A 21,715-nucleotide genomic window follows, 5' to 3' on the forward strand; every position below is an offset into this window, starting at 1 on the left:
GGCCCGCACTCCGCCTCTCTTGGCGGGGTGCGGGTTTTGTCGTAGGGTCTAGTTAGACGTCGTACTATCTTGCGTGGAAGTAGTAGGCTTCGAGTTAGTTCGACATCAAACTACATGGGAGAGACATGCGTACTCTGATCCGTAACGTCCGCGTCTTCGACGGCGAGCGGACCACGCCCAGCGCCGACGTCCTCATCGACGGCGACCGCATCGCGGAGCCCGGCGCTCCCGCGGACGTCGTGGTGGACGGCACGGGCAGGACCCTGCTGCCCGGCCTGATCGACGCCCACGCGCACGCCTTCGACGGGGACCTGGCGGACGCGCTGACCTTCGGCGTCACCACGGAACTCGACATGAACAACCTGCCGTCCATCCTCGCCACCCAGCGCCGCCTGGCCGCCGAGCGGGACGACGTGGCCGACCTGCGCAGCTCCGGGATGATCGCCACCGCGCCCGGCGGGCACCCGACCCAGATCATGACCCCCGACGTCCTCAAGGCCCTCGGCAGCGACAGGGGCCTCGACACGGTCGGCGACTCCGGACAGGCCAAGGCGTTCGTGGAGGCGCGGCTGGCGGAGGGCGTGGACTACCTCAAGATCGGCATCGACGACGGGGGATCCTCGGGCATGAACCTGCCCGCCCTGACGCCGGAGCTCGCCGCCGTCCTGGTGGAGGCCGGGCACGCCGCCGGGCTCAAGGTCATCGCCCACACGGTGACCGCCAGGGAGGCGCTGATCGCGCTGGACGCGGGCGCCGACGGCCTGGCGCACCTCTATTCCGACGTGGCCGAGGAGGAGGCCGAGGCCATGGCGGCCAGGATCGCCTCCTACGACGCGTTCGTGGTCAGCACGATCACCTACATCGAGGCGGTCACCGGCGACCCCGGAGGCACCGAGCTGCTGCGCGACCCTCGTACCGCCGGGCGGCTGTCGGAGCGGGCGAAGGCCACGTTCAACCGCACGATCACCGACATCCCCATGCACTCGGCCGGGGTGGTCAACGCCTCCGGCTCGGCGCTGGCGCTGCTGCGGGCGGGCGTGCCGGTGCTGGCCGGTACGGACGCGACGCCGTTCGGGCCTGTTCACGGGGCGGGCCTGCACCACGAGCTGCTGCTCCTGACCGAGGCGGGGCTGACGCCTGAGCAGGCTCTCACCGCCGCCACCAGCCTCGTGGCGCGCTCCTTCGGGCTCGCGGACCGAGGGCGGATCGCGGCCGGGCTCCGCGCCGACCTGCTGCTCGTGGACGGGGACCCGACTATGGACATCACCGCCAGCCGCGCCATCGCCGACGTGTGGCGGGGCGGGGTACGGCAGGGGGAGCGGTGACCGAGGCGCCCGGATTCCCGGCCGTTCCGCGTGTCGCGGCCTGCCCGGGGTCCGGGGGCGTCAGACCGTCAGGAGGGTTTTGCCGGGTACCTCCCGTGCCTCCATGGCCTTGTGGGCGTCGGCGGCTTGCTCCAGGGGGAACGTACGGCCGATGATCGGCCTGATGTGCCCCGCCGCGGCGGCCCTCAGCGCCTGTTCGGCGCGTTGCCGCACGCCGGCGGGGTTTCCCAGGCTGAGGAGCTGTTCGAGCCCGAGCACGCGCACGCCACGTCGTTCGGCCTCCGCCGGGTCGATCACCGTGGCGGCGCCGCTGGAGCCGCCGTGGATGGAGAAAACGCCGCCGCGCGCGGTGACCTCGAACGCCGCCCGGCCGATGAGCCCGCCGACCCCGTCGAAGACCACATCGGGCCCGTTCCCGCCGGTCTCCTTCCGTACGAGGCCGGCCCAGCCGTCCCGCGCGTAGTCCACCACCGCCTCGGCCCCCAGCCGCCGGGCCAGCACCGCCTTCGGCTCGCTTCCCACGGCGGCGACGACCCGCCCGCCCGAGGCCCGCACGAGTTGCACCAGCACGCTGCCCAGCCCGCCGGCGGCCGCCTCGACCAGCACCCAGTCACCCTCGCGGATGTCGGCCCGCTCGATCAGGCCGATCGCCGTGCTGCCCTCGTTCAACAGCGCCGCCGCCTCCCGCAGACCGAGTTTCTCCGGCACCGCGACGAGCTGCCGCTCCTCGGCGACGGCCAGTTCCGCGTTGCCGCCCTGCCCGGAGGCGGTACGCGTCACCACCCGCCGGCCGACCCAGGCGGGGTCGACGCCCTCTCCCACCGAGACGACCCGCCCCGCGACCCCGACGCCCGGCACGTAGGGCGGCTCCGGCAGCGGCGGGCCGGGGCTGATCCCGCGCCGCAACTGCGTCTCCACAAAGTTGATCTCCGCCACCTCGACCCCCACCACGACCTGCCCGGCCTCGGCGACGGGATCCGGAGCCTCCCCGGCCACCAGGACCTCAGGACCGCCGAACCGTGTCACTCGCACTACTCGCATCCGTGGACTCCCCCTGTCCGTCCGTCACTCCTCCAGTATCCAAGGCACTTCCGTCCGGGGCCGTCCGGGTGGACGCTTGTCCCCAGGGGAGGTCCTGATGGTGGCCGAGGACGTGGTGGCGTACGCGCGAGGTGCGTTCGGATGGGATGACGACGTCGTGGTGTCCCCTGGGCCGCGGGGCGCGCTGGGGCAGATCTGGCGGGTGGAGGCCGGGGCGGGGACGTACGCGATGAAGGAGATCTTCGGCGAGCCGCCCTCGGAGGCGCTGGTCGAGGCGGAGCTGGCGTTCGCGGCGCGGGCGGCGGCAGCCGGGGTGCGGCTGCCCGCCGGCCACCTCGACCGTGAGGGCCGCTACCTGGTGGAGACGCCCGGCGGGGCCTGGCTACGCCTGTACGACTGGATCGATATGCGACCGGTCGAGTTGACGGCGAAGGACACCCCGGGTGAGCTCGGGGCGCTGCTCGCGCGGCTGCACCGATGCGCGCCCCCTGCCGTGGCCGAGCCCGGCGGGGGAGCGCCCGACCCCTGGTACCACCGTGCCCCGGCCCCGCGGGAGTGGCCGGACGCCGAGGGCATGACGTGGGCGGGGCGGCTGGCCGAACAGCTGGCGGTGGTGCCCGAGTTGCGGGCGGCGGTCGTACCGGCCGATCCGGGCGAGCTGATCGTCTGTCATCGCGACCTGCACCCGGAGAACGTCCTGGCCGGCCCCGGCGGCGCGCTGGTGGTCGTGGACTGGGACAACCTCGGGCCCGCCGCGCCGGGGCGGGAGCTGGCCCAGGCCCTGTTCGACTGGTTCTGCGACCCCGTCGCCGACCTGGAGGCCATGCGCGCCATGTACGAGGCGTACGTGAGCGCGGGCGGGCCCGGGCGGATCGCCGGGCTCGCCGACTTCTCGATGCTGGTCGCGTCGAGGTTGAACTTCCTGCTGGTTCAGACGCGCGTCGCGGTCGATCCGCGAGCCGAGCCACGGCACCGCGCGTGGGCGGAGCGCGAGATCGACGAGGTGTTGCGCATCATGCCGACACCGCGACAACTCGCCGAGGTGCTGGAGCTCTTCTAGTAGATGCGGTACTTCTTGCCGCAGTTGTCGAACTTGCCGGCCCAGCAGGTGAAGGTGTAGACCTTCTTGATCCCCCGGCCGTTCCAGGAGCCGACGACCTTGCCGTCCCAGGACCGGTTGAACTTGTGCCAGGAGCCGTTCTGGTAGAACTCGAACCAGACCCAGCCCTTCTTGCCGCCCTTCTTGTCCACGCCGTACCACTTCGTGTAGACCTTGCCGCCCGACTTCCAGGTCTTCCCGAACGTGTACGCCTTGTGGTCGCTGGAGAAGAACTTGCCCCAGTTCGAGGTCGTGGCCTGCGTGGCCTGCGTGGTCGCCTGGGCGGCGGGGCTGACGGCGAGGCCGGTGACGGCCATCGAGCCGGCGAGTGCCGCGACCGTGATGATCTTACGCATTGGGTTTCTCCCCTGTCGGTGCTGCCGGAATGGCCCGGCAGCAAGGACAGTACGGAGAATCGGCACGATCATCTGTGGAGGAATCCACACATGGAACGTGATCGAGGACACACCTCAGCGCTTGACTGACACCGCCCGATCCACGGCGAACGGGACGAACGACGGCTGCGACGTCTTCGCCTGGGCCCCGCTCTGACCGCATATCCCCAGCAGGAAGTACTCGACGATCGCCTGGTCGATCGGGCTCGGCAGCAGGACGCCGTTCTCGTCCACGCGCTGATACTTGGTCAGGTTCATCCCCATGGAGAGCTGCCTGCTGCCGTCCGGGCTGGACACCGACTCCGTGCCCATGCCGAAGACGCTGCCGCTGTGCCCCCAGTAGCGGCCGCACGGCAGGTCGTAGGCGTACAGACCGAGGCCGTAGTCCAGCGCGCCCCCGCCGACCATCACCGGGACGGTCTTCCGCATCTCGGCGAGCTGCGCCTGGCCGATCAGCCGGCCGCGCAGCAGCGCCCGGTAGAACTGGTTGAGGTCGTCCATCGTGGAGGTGACCGCGCCCGCCGTGTTGATCCACGACATGTTGTAGACGCTGTAGTCCTTGGGCGGATCGATGAGGCCGATCATCGACTCGTACGCCTTGGAGTGCGGGCCGGGGATGTTCGGCGTGCGCGGGAAGGACGTGTGCCGCAGGCCCGCCTTGCGGATGACGTCGCGGGTGATGTACTCCTCGGCCCCCATGCCCGTCACCTTCTCCAGGAGCAGGCCGGCGAGCACGTAGTTGGTGTTCGAGTACACCCCGGGCGTGGCCCCAGGCCGGCCGGTCGGCGTGGCGTCGAGGCTCATCCTGACCAGCTCTTGCTTCGTGAACGTACGGAAGCGGTTGTCGTCGAGGCTCTGGGTCGAGCCCACCAGCAGCGAGGGGAACGCCGGGCCCACGAGGTCGGCGATGTGGCTCGTGTGGTTGAGCAACATCCGTACGGTGATCTGCCGGCCGCGCTCGCCGGGCACCTGGTCGGGCAGGTAGTCGGCGATGGGGGCGTCGAGATCGACGGTGCCCTTGGCGACCTGCTGGAGGACGGCCACCGCGGTGAACGTCTTGGTGATGCTGCCGACCCGGTGCACCATGTCAGGGCGTACCGGGCGGTTCGTGTCCACGTCGGCCACGCCGGACGCGCCCTGCCACGCCTGGTTGCCGTCACGAACCTCCGAATAGATGCCGTACATGCCGGCCTCGTGCACCGCGTTCAGCGACTGCCGCAGCGCCTGCCGGTCGAGCCCGGTGCCGGCCGTGGCCGCCTGGGCCGGAAGCGCGGCCACCAGCACACCGGCCGCCAGCGCGAGGGCCGCCCGGCGGGTCACAGTTGATTGGCGAATAACCATGGCGAAAGCATGATCGAACGGGCGCGTCCCGGTTAGTCCACGGTGTCATCGGCTCCACATGACACGCGTCATGCGGGCCCGCGTTCAGAGAGATCCCACCGCCCCGGTACGGCCGCAGGTTGACGGCGGGACGGCCGGAAGCCGGGAAGGACAGTACTCTTCAATCCCGGTGACACCAGCCCTCGGAAAGGACAGAGCGGATGCCCCACGCGGCGAGACCCACGGTCACGCTGCACGACGTGGCCGCGGCGGCCGGGGTCTCGGTCTCCACCGCCTCCCGCGTCCTGGGCGGCAGCGCCAGGAAGGTCGCCCCCGAGTACGAGGCCCGCGTGCTGGCGGCCGCGGCGACCCTGCGCTACACGGTGGACGCCGCGGCCAGGGCGATGCGCAGGGCGAGCGACTCGATCGCGCTCGTGACCGACGACCTCACGACCCCGTCGATGGGCCTGGTGGTGGCCGCGATGGAGCGCGAGGCCCGTACGGCGGGAGCCTTCGTCACCGTGTCGGCCACCATGGGCGCCCCCGAGCGGCAGTCCGAGACCGTCCGCGTGCTGCGCTCGCTGCGCCCGCGTGCCCTCGTGCTCACGTCGAGCCGTTACCTGGCGGGCCGGATCGACGACCGGCTGACGAAAGAGCTCGTCGCGTACGAAAGAGAAGGCGGCCGGGTGGTGATCGTCGGCCACACGGACATGACTTTCGATTCGATCAACTTCGACAATTTCGGCGCCGGCCGTTCGATGGGCGCTTTCGCCGCGAAATCCGAGCATCGCCGGGTGGCGATATTCGCCGGCGCCGAGGACCTGCAGAACATGGCCGATCGTACGGCCGGATTCGTCGAGGGACTGCGCTCGGGAGGCGTTGACGAGCGGGATGTCCGCGTCGTTCACTGCCAGGTCAGCCGCACCGGTGGATTCGAGGCGGCAAAGGCGCTCGCGGGTGAGGGAATGGACGGCAGGCAGGCGGTTCTCGCGGTCAACGACACCATCGCGATCGGTGCTTTGTCGGGCTTTCGCGCCGCCGGCCTGAAGGTGCCGGAAGACGTTTCCGTGACGGGGATCGACGACATTCCGCTCGCCGGTGACGTGGTGCCCCGATTGACGACCGTGGCGCTCCCGCTGGCGCGGTCGGGCGTGGAGGCGATCCGCTTCGCGCTGGGGAAGGCGGGCACGGCCAGGCGGCTGACGCTCGAAGGCCGGCTGGTCGTCCGCGAGAGCGCCCTCGTAACACCCCGGCATCAATACGGTAGGTAACCGGCGCCCGCCACGGCTCGGCGTACGAAGGACAGCGCCACCGCAGGAGCAGCAGCACGCGCCCGCCTTCCAGGGCGGGGAATGACCTCGACACGAGCGGGACCACGTCCGCCGACTCCCGAATGCGCGTTTCCCCAGCTCAACATCGCCGCACAGCCCCCTCACCCACTGTGATCGCCCACCCCCTCACACTCGGGACGCGGCGAAGGCAACACTCTTGACGCTCACGTAACGGCCGTGCAAACCTGCGGAATACGTTTTCCCAGGCGGCCACCCCCCGCCTCTTGGTAACAGGAGGTCACGAATGATCGCGTCGAGGAGTCCCGCGTGAGCGCTCTTGGCGAGTTGCAGCGCATGCGCAGAGGCAGCGGCGGAACCCTCGGCGGCAAGCAGGACAACTGACGGAGGATCACATTGTCTCAACGTGACTACCGGGCCGCGATCGTCGGCACCGGAGGGATCGCCCACGCTCATGCCCAGGCCGTGCAGGACTCAGGCGGCCGGGCTGAGCTGGTGGCCGTGGCCGACGTGGACGCCGGGCGGGCGGCCGAGTTCGCCGGCAAGTATGGCGTGCGGAACAGCTACGCCAGTGCCGAGGAGTTGCTGCGGGCCGAGGAGCTGGACTTCGTGCACCTGTGCACGCCGCCCCAGCTGCACGCCCCGCTCGCCGTCGCCTGCCTGGAGGCCGGGGTGACGGCGCTGGTGGAGAAGCCGCCGACGCTCTCGCTGGCCGAGTTCGACACGCTGATCGAGGCGGAGAGCCGGTCGGGCGCGCACGTGGCGACCGTCCTGCAGCACCGCTTCGGCGCCGGCGCCGTACGGCTGCGCCGGCTGGCGGCGGCCGGCGAGCTGGGCCGCCCGCTGCTGGCCACGTGCCTCACCCAGTGGTACCGCGACGAGGACTACTACGCGGTCCCGTGGCGCGGCACCTGGGAGTCGGAAGGCGGCGGCCCCACGATGGGGCACGGCATCCACCAGTTCGACCTGCTGCTGTCGGTGCTCGGCCCCTGGTCCGAGGTCACCGCCGTGGCCGCCCGCCAGGCCCGCCCCGTGGACACCGAGGACGTGTCGATGGCGCTGGTGACGTTCGAGAACGGCGCGGTCGCCACGGTCGTGAACTCGGTCGTCTCCCCGCGCCAGACCTCCGAGCTGCGCTTCGACTACGAACGCGGCACGGTCGAGGTGGAGCACCTGTACGGCTACACCGACGACGACTGGACCGTCACCCCCGCGCCGGGCCAGGAGAACCTGACGTCCCTGTGGGGCGCCGCCGACGCCAGCAGCGAGCCCAGCGGCCACCGCGGCTGGCTCGCGGCCGTGCTCGACGCGCTCGACCGGGGCGAGAAGCCGCCGGTCACCGCCGCCGACACCCGGCGCACGATGGAGTTCATCGCCGCCCTGTACGCCTCCGCCTTCACCGGCGAGCGCGTACGGGCCGGCCAGATCACCGCTGACAGCCCGTTCGCCCTCCGCATGGACGGCACGGGCGCCCCTTGGAGGAACCAGTGAGCCTTCAGGCCACGCACGCGCTCGGCCGCTCGGTCGCCGTCACGGCGGGCGACGTCGAGTTGTTCACCTACGTCTACAGCCCGGACACGCCGGTGCTGGAGTCGCCCAAGCCGTACCTGCACCCGATCCGCACCCTCGGCGGCGCCCTCGTGTCGTTGTACCGGCCGCACGACCACGTGTGGCACAAGGGCATCGCCTGGTCGCTGCCGGTCGTGGGGGAGCACAACTTCTGGGGCGGGCCGACGTACGTGGCGGGCGCGTACGTACAGCTCGACAACAACGGCAGCGCCACCCACCGCGAGATGACCACGCTGACCGCCGGCGCGGAGCGGGTCGAGATCGGGCACGCGCTCGGCTGGACGGCGCAGTCCGGCGAGCCCGTCATCGAGGAGCGGCGCTCGCTCACCACCACGATCCTGGACGACGCGACCTGGGCGCTGGTGTTCGAGACGGCCATGACCAACGTGTCCGGCGCCACGATCGACTTCGGCTCGCCCACCACCAAGGGCCGCGAGAACGCCGGGTACGGCGGCCTGTTCTGGCGCGGCCCCCGCTCGTTCACCAATGGCCTCATCCAGTCACCGGGCGGTGCGGGCGGCGACGAACTGCGCGGCCTGCGCGCCGAATGGTTCGGCTTCCGGGGCCGCCACGACGAGAGCGGCGACCACTCCACGATCGTCATGGTCGACGACACCGCCAACCCGCAACACCCGCCGCAGTGGTTCGCCCGCAGCGAGGACTTCGCCTGCCTCAACCCGGCGCCGTTCTTCAGCGAGGAGGTGCCGCTGCCGGACGGGGAGAGCCTGCGCTTCCGGTACGCGGTCGTCATCGCCGACGGCGACCGGGGCGAGGACGGCACGGCGCTGCTGGCCAAGCAGGGCAGGGACGTGCTGGGATGACCTTCCCCGGTGGCACCTCGATCAGCCGGCTGTCGGTCTACTCGGGCAACGCGTGCGCCGACGGCCTCGAAGGCGGCACGCCGCATCTGCACACGGCCTCCACGGAGGCGTACGTCGTGGTCGGAGGACACGGCGCGCTGCAGACGCTGGACGCGCACGGCTTCAGGGAGACCGAGCTGGTCGTGGGCTCGACCGTGTGGTTCACGCCGGGCACCATCCACCGGGCCGTCAATCGCGGCGGCCTGGAGGTGGTGGTCGTCATGTCGAACGCCGGGCTGCCCGAGGCGGGGGACGCCGTCATGACGTTCCCGCCCGAGATCGTCGCGGACCAGGACCGCTACCGCGAGGCCGCCACCCTGCCGGCCGTGGACGTCGAGGAGGCGGTCGCGCGCCGTCGTGAGCTGGCCGTGGAAGGGTTCCTGCGACTGGTGGACGGCGGCCCCGACGCGCTGCGGGGCTTCTACGACAGCGCCGTCGCCCTCGTCCGGCCCAAGGTGGCGCGGTGGCGCGGCATCTGGGAGAGCACGGTCGCCGAGGAGACCCGCCGCACGGCGGAGATCCTGGACGCCCTCGAACGCGGGGACGGCGCCCACCTGTCGCACTCCGCCCTCATGGAGAGCAAGCCCGAGGACCGGTGGGGCATGTGCGGCCACCTGCGCGCGCACGACGTCGCCCACCCCATCGTGCACACCCCCGACCCGAGCTGATCGCCAGCCCGCACCCCCCAACGAGGAGCACGGCGATGTTCCGAATCACCCTGGTGGCGGCCGTGGTCGCCTCCTTCGCACTCACCGCCCAACCCGCCGCCGCCGATGGCGCCACCTACTACGTGGACGCCACGGCGGGCGACGACTCGGGTCCCGGCACGGACGAGGCGCACCCCTGGAAGAGGGTGTCGGAGGACGGCACGGCGGACGCCACGTACCAGATCAAGGTCACCCGCCCGCACGACGGCTCCACCTCGCCGCCCGCCCGCGCCACCCTCTCGACCAGCGGCGCCTGGCTCGGCGACGGCTCCTACGACGTGACCATGAACCTCTGGTACGGCGCCAACGCCGGCGTCTTCATCCTGTACGAGAACGGCAAGGAGATCGCCCGCCGCGACCTCACCCTCCACACCCCGTCCCCCCAGAAAGCCACGGTCGCCGTCACGGGCCGTCGGAACGGCGTCTACGTCTACACCGGCGAACTCGTGAACCAGGTCGGCCGCACGCCCACCACGTCCGTCAAGGTCGAGGTGACCCACGCCGACCCAGGCGAGCCCGTGCTCAGCGGCGACAACTGGGACGGGGACGGCGACTACACGATCCGCATGAACATGTGGTGGGGCACCAACGCCACCACCTACCGCCTGTACGAGGACGGCGTCCTCGTGGACACCCGGCAGCTCGCCCCCGCCACCCCGGCCGCCCAGAGCGCCGCCACGGTGCTCACCGGACGTCCGGCGGGGCGGCACACGTACGTCGCCGAACTCGTCAACGAGGCAGGTGCGACGAGCAGCGAACCGCTGACCGTGATGGCAGGATGACCGCCATGGACGACGGTCCGGTCGCAGGGGACACACCGACCCTGCACGACGTGGCGAGGGAGGCGGGCGTCTCCATCGCCACCGCCTCCCGGGCGCTCAACGGCAGCGCCCGCAACGTCAGGGCGGAGAACCTCACCCGGGTACGCGCCGCGGCGGCCAAGCTCAACTACGAGCCCCACCTGTCGGCGCAGGCCATCGCCAAGGGCTCGACCATGACCGTCGCGCTGGTGGTCCGCGACGTGGCCGACCCCTACTTCTCCTCCATCGCCGCCGGGGTCACCCAGGCGGCGAGGGAGGCCGGCCTCATCGTCACGATGGCGGTGGCCGACAGCTCCCCTGAACGCGAGCTGGAGATCGTCAAAACCCTCCGGGGCCAGCGCCCGCGCATCGTCATCATCGCGGGCAGCCGCATCGACGGCACCCCCACCAGGGAGTCCTTGATCGAGGAACTGCAGGAGTACCGCACGGCAGGCGGCCAGGTCGTGCTGGTCAGCCAGAGAGACCTCCCCTTCGGCACCGTCACCATCGACAACCACGGCGGCTCGGCGGCCCTGGCCCGCGCCCTGCTGTCCATCGGCTACCGCCGCTTCGCCGTCTTCCACGCGCCCCCTTCTCTCCGCACGTCCCGCGACCGCCACGAGGGCTTCCTGTCCGGCCTGACCGGCGTCCCCGAGCCGCTCGCGATCGAGACCGGCTTCACCCGCGCGGGCGGCTACGACGCGGCCAGGCGGCTGGTGGAGCGGGGCCTGGAGGACGTGGAGGTGGTCTTCGCGGTCAACGACGTCATGGCGATCGGCGCGATGACCGCCTTCCGCGACGCCGGTCTGACGCCGGGTACGGACATCGGGGTGGCCGGGTTCGACGACATCGGCTCGGCGGTGGACGTCGTCCCGTCCCTGACCTCGGTGGCGGTCCCGCTACGGGAGGCCGGGGTCAGCGCGATGCGCCTGGCCCTGTCGGCAGACGCCGAGGCGACCACCCGCCTCCCGGTGTCCGTCGTCCTCCGGGAGAGCACCCCACCGCGCCCACCGGCCTGACGACCCGCCGCGCCCGCCGGCCTGACGCCTCGCCGCCTCAAGCGGACCGCCCGCCGCGATATCCCGATGCGAACCACCACGCGGGTCCGGCACGATCATGCCCATGAGCTACGAGGAGTTGATCCACGAGGCGCTGACCACCCCGTTCGAAGGCTGGGACTTCGCGATCTTCGACGGCCGTGTCACCGACGACGGCACCGTGCCATGGGACTACGCGAGCCTCGTCCGCGACCGCCTCCCGAAGGCGACGGCCCTGCTGGACCTGGGCACGGGAGGCGGCGAACTCCTGGCCTCCCTCACCCCGCTCCCACCCCGCACCGCCGCGACCGAGGCATATCCACCGAACCTCCTGGTGGCCCGCGCCCGCCTGGAACCCCTGGGCGTCGAGGTCACCGACAACACGCGCTCGTTCCCCGACGCCTCCTTCGACCTGATCACCAACCGCCACGAGTCGTACGAGCCCCGGGAGGTTCACCGCCTCCTGGCCGAGGGCGGCACGTACCTCACCCAGCAGGTCTCGGGCCGCGACCTGGAAGAGCTGAACACCGCCCTGGGCGGCCCACCACACGAGGACGCCACCTGGGACCTCACCACGGCGACCGCCGCCCTGGAGGAAGCGGGCCTGGAGATCGTCTGGAGCCGCGAGGCGACCTTCACCACCACATTCCACGACATCGGCGCACTCGTCCTGTTCCTGCGCGTCATCTCCTGGCAGATCCCGGACTTCGACGTGACGAGCTACGACACCAGTTTGCGCGCCCTGCACGAGGCCATGGAACACGGCCACCCCCTGAAGTCCACCGCCCACCGCTTCGCCCTCGCGGCCACATAAGCGGCCGGCAGGTGAGGTTAGCCAGCCGGACCGACGGGGTGGGTCACTTCAAGAAACGGCCGACAGTCAAGGTCAGGGGCACCCTTCAAGCTTTTCCGAAGTGGCGGTGGTCCCCCGTACGCTCCCCGCAAGAGACCCGGGAGGTACGTTGAACGACTTCGACCCCGAAGACCTGGAACGGATCACCGCGCGGGCGGAGGAGATGCTGGCCCGCGTCGAGGAGCTCAGGAGCGAGATCGACGTGGTCGTCGGCCGCGGGGAGGCGGCGGACGGCCAGGTGCGCGTCACGGCCGGCGCCTCGGGCCGGCTCATGGACGTCGTGCTCGCCCCGCGCGCCCTGCGCATGGACAGCGTGCGGCTGGCCGAGGCCGTGTTGCGGGCCGCCCAGGAGGCGCAGGACGACGTCGGCAGGAGGGTGGACGACGTCATGGCGGGGACGCTGGGCGACGGCGCCGGCGGGCCGGTCGAGGACGTCCTCGACGACCTGTTCCCGAACATGCTGGAGTCCTTGGAGGCGTCCATGGCCGAGCAACTCCAGGCCATCGACGACCGGCGCAAGGAGGCCTCCTGACCGGGACGTTTCCAGGTTATTTGAAGGAACGTCGTGATCGGCGGCCCTCGCCCTAGGGTGTGCGCGGATACGTAACGCTAGCGGGATGTGAGTCTGTGGCCATTCGGTGGCGGAGCGCGGCGGGACGGCGGGCGACGGGGATCGTCGCGGCCGTGCTGGTAGCCGTACTGGTAGGAGTCGGCCTGTTCCTGGGCACGGGTGTCTCCAGCGCCCGGCCCAAGCTCGCGGACGTCGGCGCGTGGCTGGCCAGCGCCCTCAACGGTGAGGTGGTGCACGCCAACGGGCTGTCCGGGCAGGTGGACGGCCGGGTGGACCTGGCCTCCGCCGGAGGGCAGGCGCTCAAGGTCGTGCAGGACGGCGACAACGTGCTCGTGATGGACGAGTCCACCGGCAAGGTCAGCCGCATCGACCCCACCCAGCTCGAAGTGGCCCAGACCGGCACGCTCGGCGCGGGCGGCATGCAGATCGTGATGGGGGCGGGGAAGGCGTACGGGGTCGATCCGCGCGCCGGCACCGTACAGCAGCTCGACCCGCTGACCGTGGACACGATCGGCTCGGTGATCACCCTCAAGCCGCCGCTCGGGCAGGCCGGGATCGACAAGAACGGCACGCTCTGGGTGCCGGTGCCCGAGGCGGGCACGCTCGTCCAGGTGAACGGCGCGCAGCAGGGCAAGGCCGTCACGGTCGGCGAGAAGGGTGACCCGCTGACGCTGACGATCGCGAGCGGCGTGCCGCTGGTCACCAACTCCGCCGCCGCCACCGCGATGGTGATCGGCTCCACCGGCACCCGCCTCCAGGTCAGCCTGCCCAGCACCGTCACGGACGCCGGGAGCGGCGGCCTGCTGGTCCCGGCGGTGGCCGAGAGCCAGGTCGTGCCGATCCTGGCGCCCAAGCAACACGCGCTCGTCATGGTGGACACCGCCAGCGGCGCCCTGCAGACGGTCTCGGTGAAGGGCGGCAAGCTGGGCGCGCCGCAGGCGCTGGGGCGGCGGATCTACATCGCGGACGAGAGCACGGGCAAGCTCATCGTGTACGACACCGTGGCCAGGCAGTTCGAGGCCGACAAGGTGGTCACCGGCAAGCCTGGGCCGCTGGAGGTGTTCGTCAAGGACGGGCTGCTCTGGGTGAACGACCAGTTCAGCGAGACGGCGCTGGTCATCGAGCAGGACGGCAAGGGGCACCGGGTCGGCAAGTACGACGAGGCGCTCGGCCAGAAGGACACCCCGACGCCGCTGCCCATCCCCTCGGTCGTGCCCACGGTGGGGCAGCCCACGATCGTCCCGACTCAGACGGGTAAGCAGCCGACCGGCACCCCGACGTCCGTGCCGACCCAGACGCGGACCGCCGCGCCCACCGTGACCGTCACCGCCACCCCGACCCCCACGGCCACCGCGACCCCGACTCCCACGCCGACTCCGAAGGTCACCCCCGATCCGCCGGGATCCGTCACCGCCAACTCAGGGCCCGGGTGGATGGAGATCGTCTTCGCGCCCTCAGGGAAGGGCGACGTCACCGGGTACACGCTCAAGGGCGCCCCCGGCGGGGCCGACGTCAGCCCGTCCCGCGTGCAGTCCGACGGGCCGTACCAGTTCAAGGTGACGGGCGGGAGCTGCGACCAGGAGTACACGTTCCGGGTGGCCGCCCAGTACGACGGCGGCGAGGTGGAATCCGCCCCCTCCATCCCGGTACGTCCCTGCGTCGCCCCCGGCCGTCCCGCCGACTTCGCCGCCAAGGGCAAGAACCACGGCGCCGACCTGACCTGGTCCGCCCCGGAGAACGCCAAGAACGGCACCACGTACACGCTGGAAGGCCCCGGCGAGCACCCCGCCAACCCGACCGGCACCGGCGTCGAGGTCACCGGGCTCAAGAACGGCCAGTCCTACACCTGGACCCTGCGCGCCAAGAACGAGGCCGGCGAGAGCGAGGAGAACGCGGAGGCTACGGCCGACCTGCGCCCGCCGTCCGCCCAGTTCAAGAACGCCAACAACAACGACACGAACACGAACATCCGCCCGGGTCCCAGCGCCGACGGCGAGGCGGGCAAGATCCCGCAGGGCGAGTACATCACGATGACCGTGCTCTGCCAGCAGAAGGGTTCCTCCTACACCGACCCCACCACGGGCCAGAGCAGTGACGTCTGGAACAAGGTCGAATCCAGCAGGGGCAACGGCTGGCTCAACGACGTGCTGATGGACACCCCGAAGGGGGGCTTCCCCGCGGCCCCGCTCTGGGAGTGTGAATGATCACCAGGGCGGGGTGGGGGCTGGCGGCCGCCTCGGTGCTGGTGTACGCGGCAGGGGCGCCCTTCGGGTACGCCCAGGTGGCGGTGCTGGCTGCGGCCGGGCTCGCCGCCGTGGGGGCCGGGGCGCTGTGGACGCTCAGGGGGGCGGGGCTGGAGGTGCGGCGCGAGGTGGCGCCGGTGAAGGTCGCCCGGGGGGAGCCGGCCGTGGCCGTTCTGCACCTGCGCAACACCGGGCGGTGGCGGCGCTCGGGGCTGGTGGCGCGCGACACGTGCCGGGACACGACGGTGAGCGTCGAGGTGCCCTCGCTGGCTCGGCACACGGCCAGGACGGTGTCCTACCGACTGCCGACGCGCCGTCGCGGGGAGACGCCGGTGGGGCCGCTGCTGCTGGAGCGCACCGACCCGTTCGGGTTGTCGCGGCGTTCGATCGCCTACGGTCGGGCCGACATGCTCCTGGTACGCCCCAGAACCGTGCCGCTCGCATCCCTGAACTCGGGGCGGCGGCGGAACGTCGACGGGCTGGCCTCGCGGTCGGCGCCGGCAGGCGCGAGCAGCTTCAAGGGGCTGCGTGAGTACGTGATCGGCGACGACCTGCGGCACGTGCACTGGCGTTCGACGGCCCGCACCGGGGTGCTGATGGTCAAGGAGCTGACCGACGTCAACCTGCCGAGCACCGTCACCGTCTTGGACACCCGGACCTCGGCGTACGAGGGGGACGACGAGTTCGAGCTGGCCGTGGACGTGGTGGCGTCGGCGGCGTGCGCGGTGACCAGGGACCGGTTTCCCGTGCGGGTGTTCACGGGGGCGGGGGAGCTCGTGCACGCCAAGGGCGCGCCGGGGGAGGACGAGGAGGTGCTCGACCGGCTGGCGGTGGTGGAGCGGTCCGACGCGGCCGAATCGCCGCTGCACGCGCTGCGCCGGGCCGGTTCCGGTGGGGCGCTGGTGCTGGTCAGCGGGACGTTCGCGGCCCTGGCGGACGCGGCCGCGGTGCGGCGGCGCTTCGACCAGGTGTTGTTCGTGCGGGTGGGCGAGCCCAGCGAGGGCGGGGTGCCGCAGGCGGCGGGGGTGACCGTCATCGAGGCGGGAGATCTTGAGGAACTGGCCGCGGCATGGCCACGCTAGCGCCACCTTCCGGAGCGCCGGCCGGTTCGGTGTCGCCCTCCGGGGCGGCCTCCGGAGCGCCCGCCGGTTCTGGGCCGCCGGCTGGGGAGTCGCAGGGGCGGAGGCTGGCGGCCGTGGTGGTCGTCGCGTTGCTCGCCGGGGCGGCCGGGCTGGCGTTCGACGGGGTGTTTCCGCTGGGGGCGCTGGTTCCCGTGGTCGGGCTGTCCGCCGGGGTGCCGTGCGTGCTGGCGCTGGCGCTCTCCGGCCGGTTGCCGCTCTGGGGGATGATCCCGGTCAGTGCGCTGGCGTGGCTCGTGGTGGTGTCGGCGACGCTGTTCAGGGGAGAGGCGTGGCTGGGGTTCGTGCCCAGCCCGGCCGCCGTGCGGGCCGCGTTGCTCGGAGTGCGGGACGCGGGCGGGTGGTTGCTGACCACGATTCTGCCCGCCGCCCCGGACAGCACCGCGATCGTGCTGGTCAGCTTCCTGGTGTGGGTCGGGACCACGGCCGGGACCGAGATCGTGCTGCGGTCCAGGGCCGTGTTGGCGCCGGCGGTGGCGGCGCTGCCCGTGCTGGCCGTGGCCGTCGTGCTCGGTGTGGCCGGGGCGGGGTCCGTGGTGCCGTACGCGGCCGGGTTCGCGGGGCTCGTCCTGCTGCTCGCGCTCGTCAGGTCGGGCAGGTCGGTGGGTACGGCCGTGGCGGGGGTGCCGTTGCTGGCCGGGCTGGTGGTGGTCGCCGCCGTCGCGGCGCCCGTGCTGCCCATGGCGGCGCGGCCGTACGACGTGCGGCAGCTCGTCGAGCAGCCGCCGCCCAAGCCGATCAACGGGGTGAGCGCGCTCGATCAGGTGTCGGCGTGGTTGCAGAATCCGCAGCGGGAGCTGTTCACGGTCAGCACGACGTCCGAGGCGAACCTGCGGCTGGCGGTCCTGGACACCTTCGACGGGGTGAGCTGGACGTCGAGCGCCGGGTTCGTGCCGACGGGCGGGCGCGTGCCGGGGGAGAGCGGTGACCGTGACGCCGTCGAGCAGCGGTTCACCGTGCAGAAGCTCCCCGGTCCGTGGCTACCCGCCGCCGATCGGCCACTGGTGGCGACGGGGCCCGGGATCATGGTGGATCCGGCGACGGGCATGCTGGCCGGCACGCAGACGCGCGAAGGGCTGACGTACCAGGTGACCTCGGGCATCCGGCAGTACTCGGCCGGGGAGCTGCGCGAGGCGACCCCGGCCGCCGACCCGACCGTGCGGCGGCTGCCGGACGGGCCCGACGGACGTACACCGCCGCAACGTGCCCGCCTCGCCCAGCTCGCCCGCCGCGCCACGGCCGGAGCGCGCAGCCCGTCGCAACAGGCTGCCAAGCTGGCCGCGTACCTGCGCAAACTCGCCGTCAACGACGTCAACTCCCCGCCCGGGCACAGCTACCGCAGCATCGAGTTCTTCCTGACCGAGTCGAAGCGGGGGACCACCGAGCAGTTCGCCGCGTCGTTCGCGATGCTGGCGCGGGCCATCGGGCTGCCGAGCCGGATTGTCGTGGGGTTCCGGCCGGGGAAGGCGGAGGGGGCCGTGCGGCAGGTGCGGGGCGGGGACGTGCTGGCCTGGGCCGAGGTGGAGTTCCAGGGGATCGGGTGGGTGCCGTTCTATCCGACGCCCTCCCGTACGCGGTCCGGCGGGGGCGGGGACGTGGCCGAAGGCGCGCCCAAGCAGGCTCGGGAGATCGAGCAGGCCATCAACAGCGACTCCGCCGACCCCAAACCATCCAAGACCCCCACCCATCCGCCCACCCCGCGGCCCGAACCCCCGCAGGAGACCACCGGGTTCCTGGTGTGGCTGCTGGTGCCCGGGGCGCTCGTGCCGGCGTACCTGGTCGCGGTGGGTCTCGTGCCGTTCGTACGGCGGATGCGCCGCCGTCGCCGATCGGCCCCGCCCGCCGCCCGGGTGATGGGGGCGTGGCGGCAGACGGTCACCCGATTGCGGGGGGCCGGGATCCCGGTGTCGTCGGGGGCGTTGGCGGCGCGGGAGGTGGCGTACCTGGCCGAGGGGGCTCTGGGGGCCGGGGAGCCCTTGAGGGCGCTGGCGGATCTGGCGAATCTGGCGGCCTTCGGTGGGGCGCCCGTGGACCGGGGGGACGCCGAACTGGCCTGGCGGCACTACGCCTCGGTGGATGCGCTGGTCAGGCGGCGGGTGGGGGTGATGAGGAGGTTCTGGTGGCGGTTGTCGCCGCTGTCCCTGGTCAGGTGAGCATCTCGCGGAAAGGCCAGAGGCCCTTCTCAGGAGGACGTGGCCAAGGGCTTCTCAGACAGTTGCTCGTATACGGCCCCTTGGTCGGGAGCGACGTCGATCCACAGGATGGTTCGGTCGGCGTCGGCCGGATGGCGGGCGCCCGGGTGCGAGCCCGGGCGCCCGTGGCGAGTCCGGTCAGCTCTCGGTGGGTTCGAGCAGGATCAGCGGCACCTCGCGATTGCCGGCCTCGACGGCCCGGGCGCGGAAGTCGGCGAAAAACGGGTAGAGCTCGTCGGTGTAGGCCAGCCAGTTCTCCCGCTCCGCACCTTCGGCTACCCGGGCGGTCATCAACCGGCGATCGGGACCGTCCTGCAGCTGCACCGTCGGGTGCGCCACGAGGTTGTGGAACCAGCTCGGATTGCGAGCCTGGCCGCCGGCCGCCGCGCCGATGGCGTAGACGCCGTCACGCTCGATGCGCATCAGGGCGACCTTGCGCAGCTTGCCCGAACGGGCGCCACGCATGGTCACCACGACCACAGGGCCACCCTCCGTCGTCGCGCCTTCGCGGCCGTCGGTGCGCTCGTAGAGCTCGACCTGACCGCGAGTCCTCGCGTCGGCACTGGGGACGTATTCACCGTCGAGCAGATCCGTTGTCATGTCAGGGAATTCCTTTCATTGGGGGTGGCGTTTCACGCGCGGCCGTGGATGTCGCAGCCAGAACCGGCGGGACGGTGGAGCCGAACACGTTCACCGGCTTCAGCCGGTTACCTGGATCACGGTCTTCCCGATGGTCCGGCCGCTCTCGGCGAGGGCGTGCGCCGTCTTCATGGTCTCGGCGGTCAGGCCCTCGAGCGTGGTGGTGACGATCGGGCGCAGCCGGCCCGCCGCGACGTCGTCCGCTGCCCGGGCGAGGATCCGGCCCTGGCTGCCGACGTCACCGCCGGCCACGATCTTGCTGAACACCATCTCGCTGTGCAGCGACAGTGACTTTCCGGTGAGGGCCCCCGGGTCGAAGGGGCCGGTGAGGTCGCTGGAGGCCAGGTGCCCGAAGGGGCGCAGTACCTCGACGATCGCCCCCAGATGGCCGCTGGTGCCCGAGGTCGAGAACACCAGGTCGACGTGGTCGATCCCCGCTGTGTGGAGCTGTCCGGCCAGGTCACCGCGGTGGTCGACGACCAGGTCGGCGCCCATTGCCGTCGCCCACTTCCGCGACTCGGGCCGCGAGGCCGTGCTGATCACGAATGCCGGCGTCGTGGCCTTGAGTAGTTGCGTGGCCATCGACCCGACGCCGCCGGCTCCGCCGATGACGAGCACGCGGCCGACACCGGGCAGCAGCGCGTCCTGGTCGCGAAACAGCGATTCCCAGGCCGTGAGGACACCGATGGGCAGCGATGCGGCGTCGGTGAACGCGAGCCGGTCCGGGATCTTGGCAACCACCCGGTGGTCGAGCGCGACGCGCTCGGCCCAGCTGCCGTCGCGGGTGAAGTCGCCGCTACCCATCACCCGGTCCCCGACCGCGAACCCGGTGGCCGCGGGCCCGGCCGCGGCGACGACCCCGGCGAACTCCCAGCCGAGGATGACCTGCCCGCCGGGCTCGGCGCTGCGCGTCTGCCGGATCGCCGCTTCACCCGGGTTGATGCCGATCGCACAGACTTCGACCAGCAAGTCACCGTCGCGTAGCCGAGGTTCGGCGACCTCGGCCAGGGTGATGGCGAACGCGTCGAGCGTGTGCGCTTTCTCGTACGCGAGTGCCTTCATGGCTTCATTCCTGCCTCAGGGCGTGCAGCGCCGAGAGCGGCCCGCCGATCTGCATCAGGCGGCCGCCATCGCGCAGCGTCCCGGCGTCGACCGGCGCGAATCCGAGGGCGTCGGCGACGGTGTGGAAATCCGCCTTGGCGGCCTCGTCGTCACCGGCGTAGAACAGCAGCTGCCGCCCTTCCGTGTGCCGGGGATCGGCGGCGATGTACTGGGCGTAGAGGGTGTTGAAGGCCTTGACCACGCGCGCGCCCGGCGCACGATCGGCTACGAACTCACTCGCCGTCTCCACCCCGAGATCGGTGACGGTCGGCAGCATCGACTCGAGGTTGTTGGTGGTGTCGACCAGGATGCGGCCGTCCCATTCGGGCAGCCCGGCCAGCGCGTCACCGACCTGCGGCCACATCACGGTGAGGAAGACCATGTCGGCGGCGGCCGCTTCGTCGGCCGTGCCCGCGCTCGCGAGCGGCCCCAGCCGGGTCACGACGTTGAGCAGCGTGTCCGGGCCGCGGCTGTTGCTGAGCGTCACCTTGTGGCCGGCCGTCACGAGGTGGCCGGCGATGGCCTGCGCGACCGTCCCGGCGCCGATGGTTCCGAAGTTCATGACCGTCCCTTCAGTCTTCGATGACGTCCGCCATCATAATTTATGATTGTAGACGTCATCATTAACTGTCAAGCCTGGACTCCTCCGTGCACTCTCGTTTTGATGATGAGTATCATCGGGAGAGACGAGCTCGCCGGGAAGGTGGTCGACGTGCCCCGCATCACGCAAGAGCAGAAGCGGCTCAACCACGAGAAGATCGTCAACGCGGCCGGTGCGGGATTCCGGCTGCGCGGCATCGACGGCATCGGCATCGAGGAGCTGATGAAGTCGGCAGGCATGACGCACGGCGGGTTTTACAACCACTTCGCCTCGAAGGACGATCTCGCTCTCGAAGTCCTCCACCAGGGCTTCGCCGACTCGCTCGAGGCGCTCGACGCCATCCGCGAAGCGCATCCCCGCTCGGCGCGCGCGGCCCTGCACGACATGGTCGACGGGTACGTCAACGCCGAGCACCGCGACCACCCCGAGATCGGCTGCGCCTCGGCCGCCCTCGTATCCGACGCCGGCCGCCACGGCGCCGCCGCCCAGGCCGCATACCGGCGCGGGCTTGACGGCTACTTCGCCACCATCACCGACATGCTGCTCGACCGCGCACGCCAGTCCGGCACCGAACTCACTCCCGCCGAAGCCCGCGAGCGCGCGGTGGCGCTGTTCAGCCAGATGGTCGGCGCGCTGATCCTCTCCCGGGCGATCGCGGACGCCGCCCCGGACCTGTCAGACGAGGTGCTGACGGTCAATCGGCGGCGGCTCAAGAAGCTGTGACCGCCGTCGTTCCGGCCGCCCCCGGCGGAGCGAGTCCGGCGTCGAGCAGCAGCCCCGCATGGCGCCGTCGGCGTGCCAACAGTCATGACAGATGTTGCCTGAACAACTACCGCGACCGTGGAATCGGGCACGGGGGGCCGAGCTCGTCACCACGCCTGCCCTGCCCCCGAATCTCCACGCTTTCCGATGAGTTGCCCCAGATCGCCATCCA

General features: G+C 71.5%; 20 protein-coding genes. 14 read left to right on the top strand and 6 right to left on the bottom strand.

Features of this window, described 5'->3' with window-relative positions:
* The first annotated feature begins 125 nt into the window (after positions 1–125).
* Entirely contained in the window at positions 126–1,325 is a 1,200-nt protein-coding gene (locus tag ACFPZ3_RS08675; RefSeq protein WP_379513450.1) for an amidohydrolase family protein, read from the top strand.
* 60 nt (positions 1,326–1,385) lie between these two features.
* On the opposite strand, the gene ACFPZ3_RS08680 is transcribed toward ACFPZ3_RS08675, so the two are convergent.
* Positions 1,386–2,366 (bottom strand): zinc-binding dehydrogenase, encoded by a 981-nt coding sequence (locus tag ACFPZ3_RS08680; RefSeq protein WP_379513451.1) that lies wholly within the window; start codon positions 2,364–2,366, stop codon positions 1,386–1,388.
* Between the two features lie 76 nt (positions 2,367–2,442).
* On the opposite strand from ACFPZ3_RS08680, the gene ACFPZ3_RS08685 reads away from it, so the two are divergent.
* Entirely contained in the window at positions 2,443–3,426 is a 984-nt protein-coding gene (locus ACFPZ3_RS08685; protein ID WP_379513452.1) for a phosphotransferase enzyme family protein, read from the top strand.
* Here ACFPZ3_RS08685 and ACFPZ3_RS08690 read toward each other — a convergent pair.
* Both ACFPZ3_RS08690 and ACFPZ3_RS08695 read right to left on the bottom strand, forming a co-directional pair.
* On the bottom strand, positions 3,423–3,821 hold the full coding sequence (locus ACFPZ3_RS08690) for a hypothetical protein (RefSeq protein WP_379513453.1): 399 nt from the start codon (positions 3,819–3,821) through the stop codon (positions 3,423–3,425). The two genes, ACFPZ3_RS08685 and ACFPZ3_RS08690, sit on opposite strands and share 4 nt — an antisense overlap.
* A 114-nt stretch (positions 3,822–3,935) precedes the next feature.
* Entirely contained in the window at positions 3,936–5,201 is a 1,266-nt protein-coding gene (locus tag ACFPZ3_RS08695) for a serine hydrolase domain-containing protein (protein ID WP_379513454.1), read from the bottom strand.
* Between the two features lie 200 nt (positions 5,202–5,401).
* Between ACFPZ3_RS08695 and ACFPZ3_RS08700 the strand changes: the two genes are divergently transcribed.
* The 11 genes from ACFPZ3_RS08700 (at position 5,402) to ACFPZ3_RS08750 (ending at position 18,401) form a co-directional block, all read left to right on the top strand.
* A complete protein-coding gene (locus tag ACFPZ3_RS08700; RefSeq protein WP_379513455.1) occupies positions 5,402–6,451 on the top strand; it encodes a LacI family DNA-binding transcriptional regulator in 1,050 nt (349 codons plus the stop codon).
* A 414-nt stretch (positions 6,452–6,865) separates the two neighbouring features.
* Entirely contained in the window at positions 6,866–7,960 is a 1,095-nt protein-coding gene (locus tag ACFPZ3_RS08705) for a Gfo/Idh/MocA family protein (protein ID WP_379513456.1), read from the top strand.
* Positions 7,957–8,859 carry a DUF6807 domain-containing protein gene (locus ACFPZ3_RS08710; protein WP_379513457.1) on the top strand — a complete coding sequence of 301 codons (903 nt, stop codon included), beginning with the start codon at positions 7,957–7,959 and terminating at the stop codon, positions 8,857–8,859. Before ACFPZ3_RS08705 ends, ACFPZ3_RS08710 begins: the two co-directional genes overlap by 4 nt.
* Positions 8,856–9,566 (top strand): cupin domain-containing protein, encoded by a 711-nt coding sequence (locus ACFPZ3_RS08715; protein WP_379513458.1) that lies wholly within the window; start codon positions 8,856–8,858, stop codon positions 9,564–9,566. The genes ACFPZ3_RS08710 and ACFPZ3_RS08715 overlap by 4 nt, the downstream gene beginning before the upstream one ends.
* A gap of 35 nt (positions 9,567–9,601) precedes the next feature.
* Positions 9,602–10,387, top strand: a complete 786-nt coding sequence (locus tag ACFPZ3_RS08720) for an early set domain-containing protein (RefSeq protein WP_379513459.1) — start codon at positions 9,602–9,604, stop codon at positions 10,385–10,387.
* Between the two features lie 5 nt (positions 10,388–10,392).
* Positions 10,393–11,424: a LacI family DNA-binding transcriptional regulator gene (locus ACFPZ3_RS08725; protein ID WP_379513460.1), complete on the top strand. Its 1,032-nt coding sequence runs from the start codon at positions 10,393–10,395 to the stop codon at positions 11,422–11,424.
* Between the two features lie 103 nt (positions 11,425–11,527).
* A complete protein-coding gene (locus ACFPZ3_RS08730) occupies positions 11,528–12,256 on the top strand; it encodes a class I SAM-dependent methyltransferase (protein WP_379513461.1) in 729 nt (242 codons plus the stop codon).
* A gap of 148 nt (positions 12,257–12,404) precedes the next feature.
* Positions 12,405–12,827, top strand: a complete 423-nt coding sequence (locus ACFPZ3_RS08735) for a YbaB/EbfC family nucleoid-associated protein (protein WP_379513462.1) — start codon at positions 12,405–12,407, stop codon at positions 12,825–12,827.
* 95 nt (positions 12,828–12,922) lie between these two features.
* The gene (locus tag ACFPZ3_RS08740; RefSeq protein ID WP_379513463.1) at positions 12,923–15,070 is read left to right on the top strand and encodes a hypothetical protein; all 2,148 of its coding nucleotides are present in this window, start codon (positions 12,923–12,925) and stop codon (positions 15,068–15,070) included.
* Complete coding sequence (locus ACFPZ3_RS08745; protein ID WP_379513464.1) at positions 15,067–16,191, top strand: DUF58 domain-containing protein; 1,125 nt, start codon at positions 15,067–15,069, stop codon at positions 16,189–16,191. Before ACFPZ3_RS08740 ends, ACFPZ3_RS08745 begins: the two co-directional genes overlap by 4 nt.
* Complete coding sequence (locus ACFPZ3_RS08750) at positions 16,179–18,401, top strand: transglutaminase TgpA family protein (RefSeq protein WP_379513465.1); 2,223 nt, start codon at positions 16,179–16,181, stop codon at positions 18,399–18,401. Before ACFPZ3_RS08745 ends, ACFPZ3_RS08750 begins: the two co-directional genes overlap by 13 nt.
* A gap of 177 nt (positions 18,402–18,578) precedes the next feature.
* On the opposite strand, the gene ACFPZ3_RS08755 is transcribed toward ACFPZ3_RS08750, so the two are convergent.
* The 3 genes from ACFPZ3_RS08755 to ACFPZ3_RS08765 form a co-directional block, all read right to left on the bottom strand.
* A complete protein-coding gene (locus ACFPZ3_RS08755) occupies positions 18,579–19,040 on the bottom strand; it encodes a nitroreductase/quinone reductase family protein (RefSeq protein ID WP_379513466.1) in 462 nt (153 codons plus the stop codon).
* A 99-nt stretch (positions 19,041–19,139) separates the two neighbouring features.
* Positions 19,140–20,141 (bottom strand): zinc-binding dehydrogenase, encoded by a 1,002-nt coding sequence (locus ACFPZ3_RS08760; RefSeq protein ID WP_379513467.1) that lies wholly within the window; start codon positions 20,139–20,141, stop codon positions 19,140–19,142.
* Between the two features lie 4 nt (positions 20,142–20,145).
* Entirely contained in the window at positions 20,146–20,742 is a 597-nt protein-coding gene (locus ACFPZ3_RS08765) for an NADPH-dependent F420 reductase (protein ID WP_379513468.1), read from the bottom strand.
* Between the two features lie 141 nt (positions 20,743–20,883).
* Between ACFPZ3_RS08765 and ACFPZ3_RS08770 the strand changes: the two genes are divergently transcribed.
* Positions 20,884–21,504, top strand: coding sequence for a TetR/AcrR family transcriptional regulator (locus ACFPZ3_RS08770; protein ID WP_379513469.1), 621 nt, complete (start codon positions 20,884–20,886; stop codon positions 21,502–21,504).
* Positions 21,505–21,715 lie beyond the last annotated feature (211 nt).

Source organism: Nonomuraea insulae (assembly GCF_042656245.1).

Coding starts and splice junctions, on each gene's coding strand:
- ACFPZ3_RS08680 (WP_379513451.1), bottom strand. CDS start 2,366: ATGCGAGTAGTGCGAGTGACACGGTTCGGCGGTCCTGAGGTCCTGGTG.
- ACFPZ3_RS08760 (WP_379513467.1), bottom strand. CDS start 20,141: ATGAAGGCACTCGCGTACGAGAAAGCGCACACGCTCGACGCGTTCGCC.
- ACFPZ3_RS08750 (WP_379513465.1), top strand. CDS start 16,179: ATGGCCACGCTAGCGCCACCTTCCGGAGCGCCGGCCGGTTCGGTGTCG.
- ACFPZ3_RS08725 (WP_379513460.1), top strand. CDS start 10,393: ATGGACGACGGTCCGGTCGCAGGGGACACACCGACCCTGCACGACGTG.
- ACFPZ3_RS08690 (WP_379513453.1), bottom strand. CDS start 3,821: ATGCGTAAGATCATCACGGTCGCGGCACTCGCCGGCTCGATGGCCGTC.
- ACFPZ3_RS08720 (WP_379513459.1), top strand. CDS start 9,602: ATGTTCCGAATCACCCTGGTGGCGGCCGTGGTCGCCTCCTTCGCACTC.
- ACFPZ3_RS08765 (WP_379513468.1), bottom strand. CDS start 20,742: ATGAACTTCGGAACCATCGGCGCCGGGACGGTCGCGCAGGCCATCGCC.
- ACFPZ3_RS08715 (WP_379513458.1), top strand. CDS start 8,856: ATGACCTTCCCCGGTGGCACCTCGATCAGCCGGCTGTCGGTCTACTCG.
- ACFPZ3_RS08730 (WP_379513461.1), top strand. CDS start 11,528: ATGAGCTACGAGGAGTTGATCCACGAGGCGCTGACCACCCCGTTCGAA.
- ACFPZ3_RS08755 (WP_379513466.1), bottom strand. CDS start 19,040: ATGACAACGGATCTGCTCGACGGTGAATACGTCCCCAGTGCCGACGCG.
- ACFPZ3_RS08695 (WP_379513454.1), bottom strand. CDS start 5,201: ATGGTTATTCGCCAATCAACTGTGACCCGCCGGGCGGCCCTCGCGCTG.
- ACFPZ3_RS08700 (WP_379513455.1), top strand. CDS start 5,402: ATGCCCCACGCGGCGAGACCCACGGTCACGCTGCACGACGTGGCCGCG.
- ACFPZ3_RS08745 (WP_379513464.1), top strand. CDS start 15,067: ATGATCACCAGGGCGGGGTGGGGGCTGGCGGCCGCCTCGGTGCTGGTG.
- ACFPZ3_RS08675 (WP_379513450.1), top strand. CDS start 126: ATGCGTACTCTGATCCGTAACGTCCGCGTCTTCGACGGCGAGCGGACC.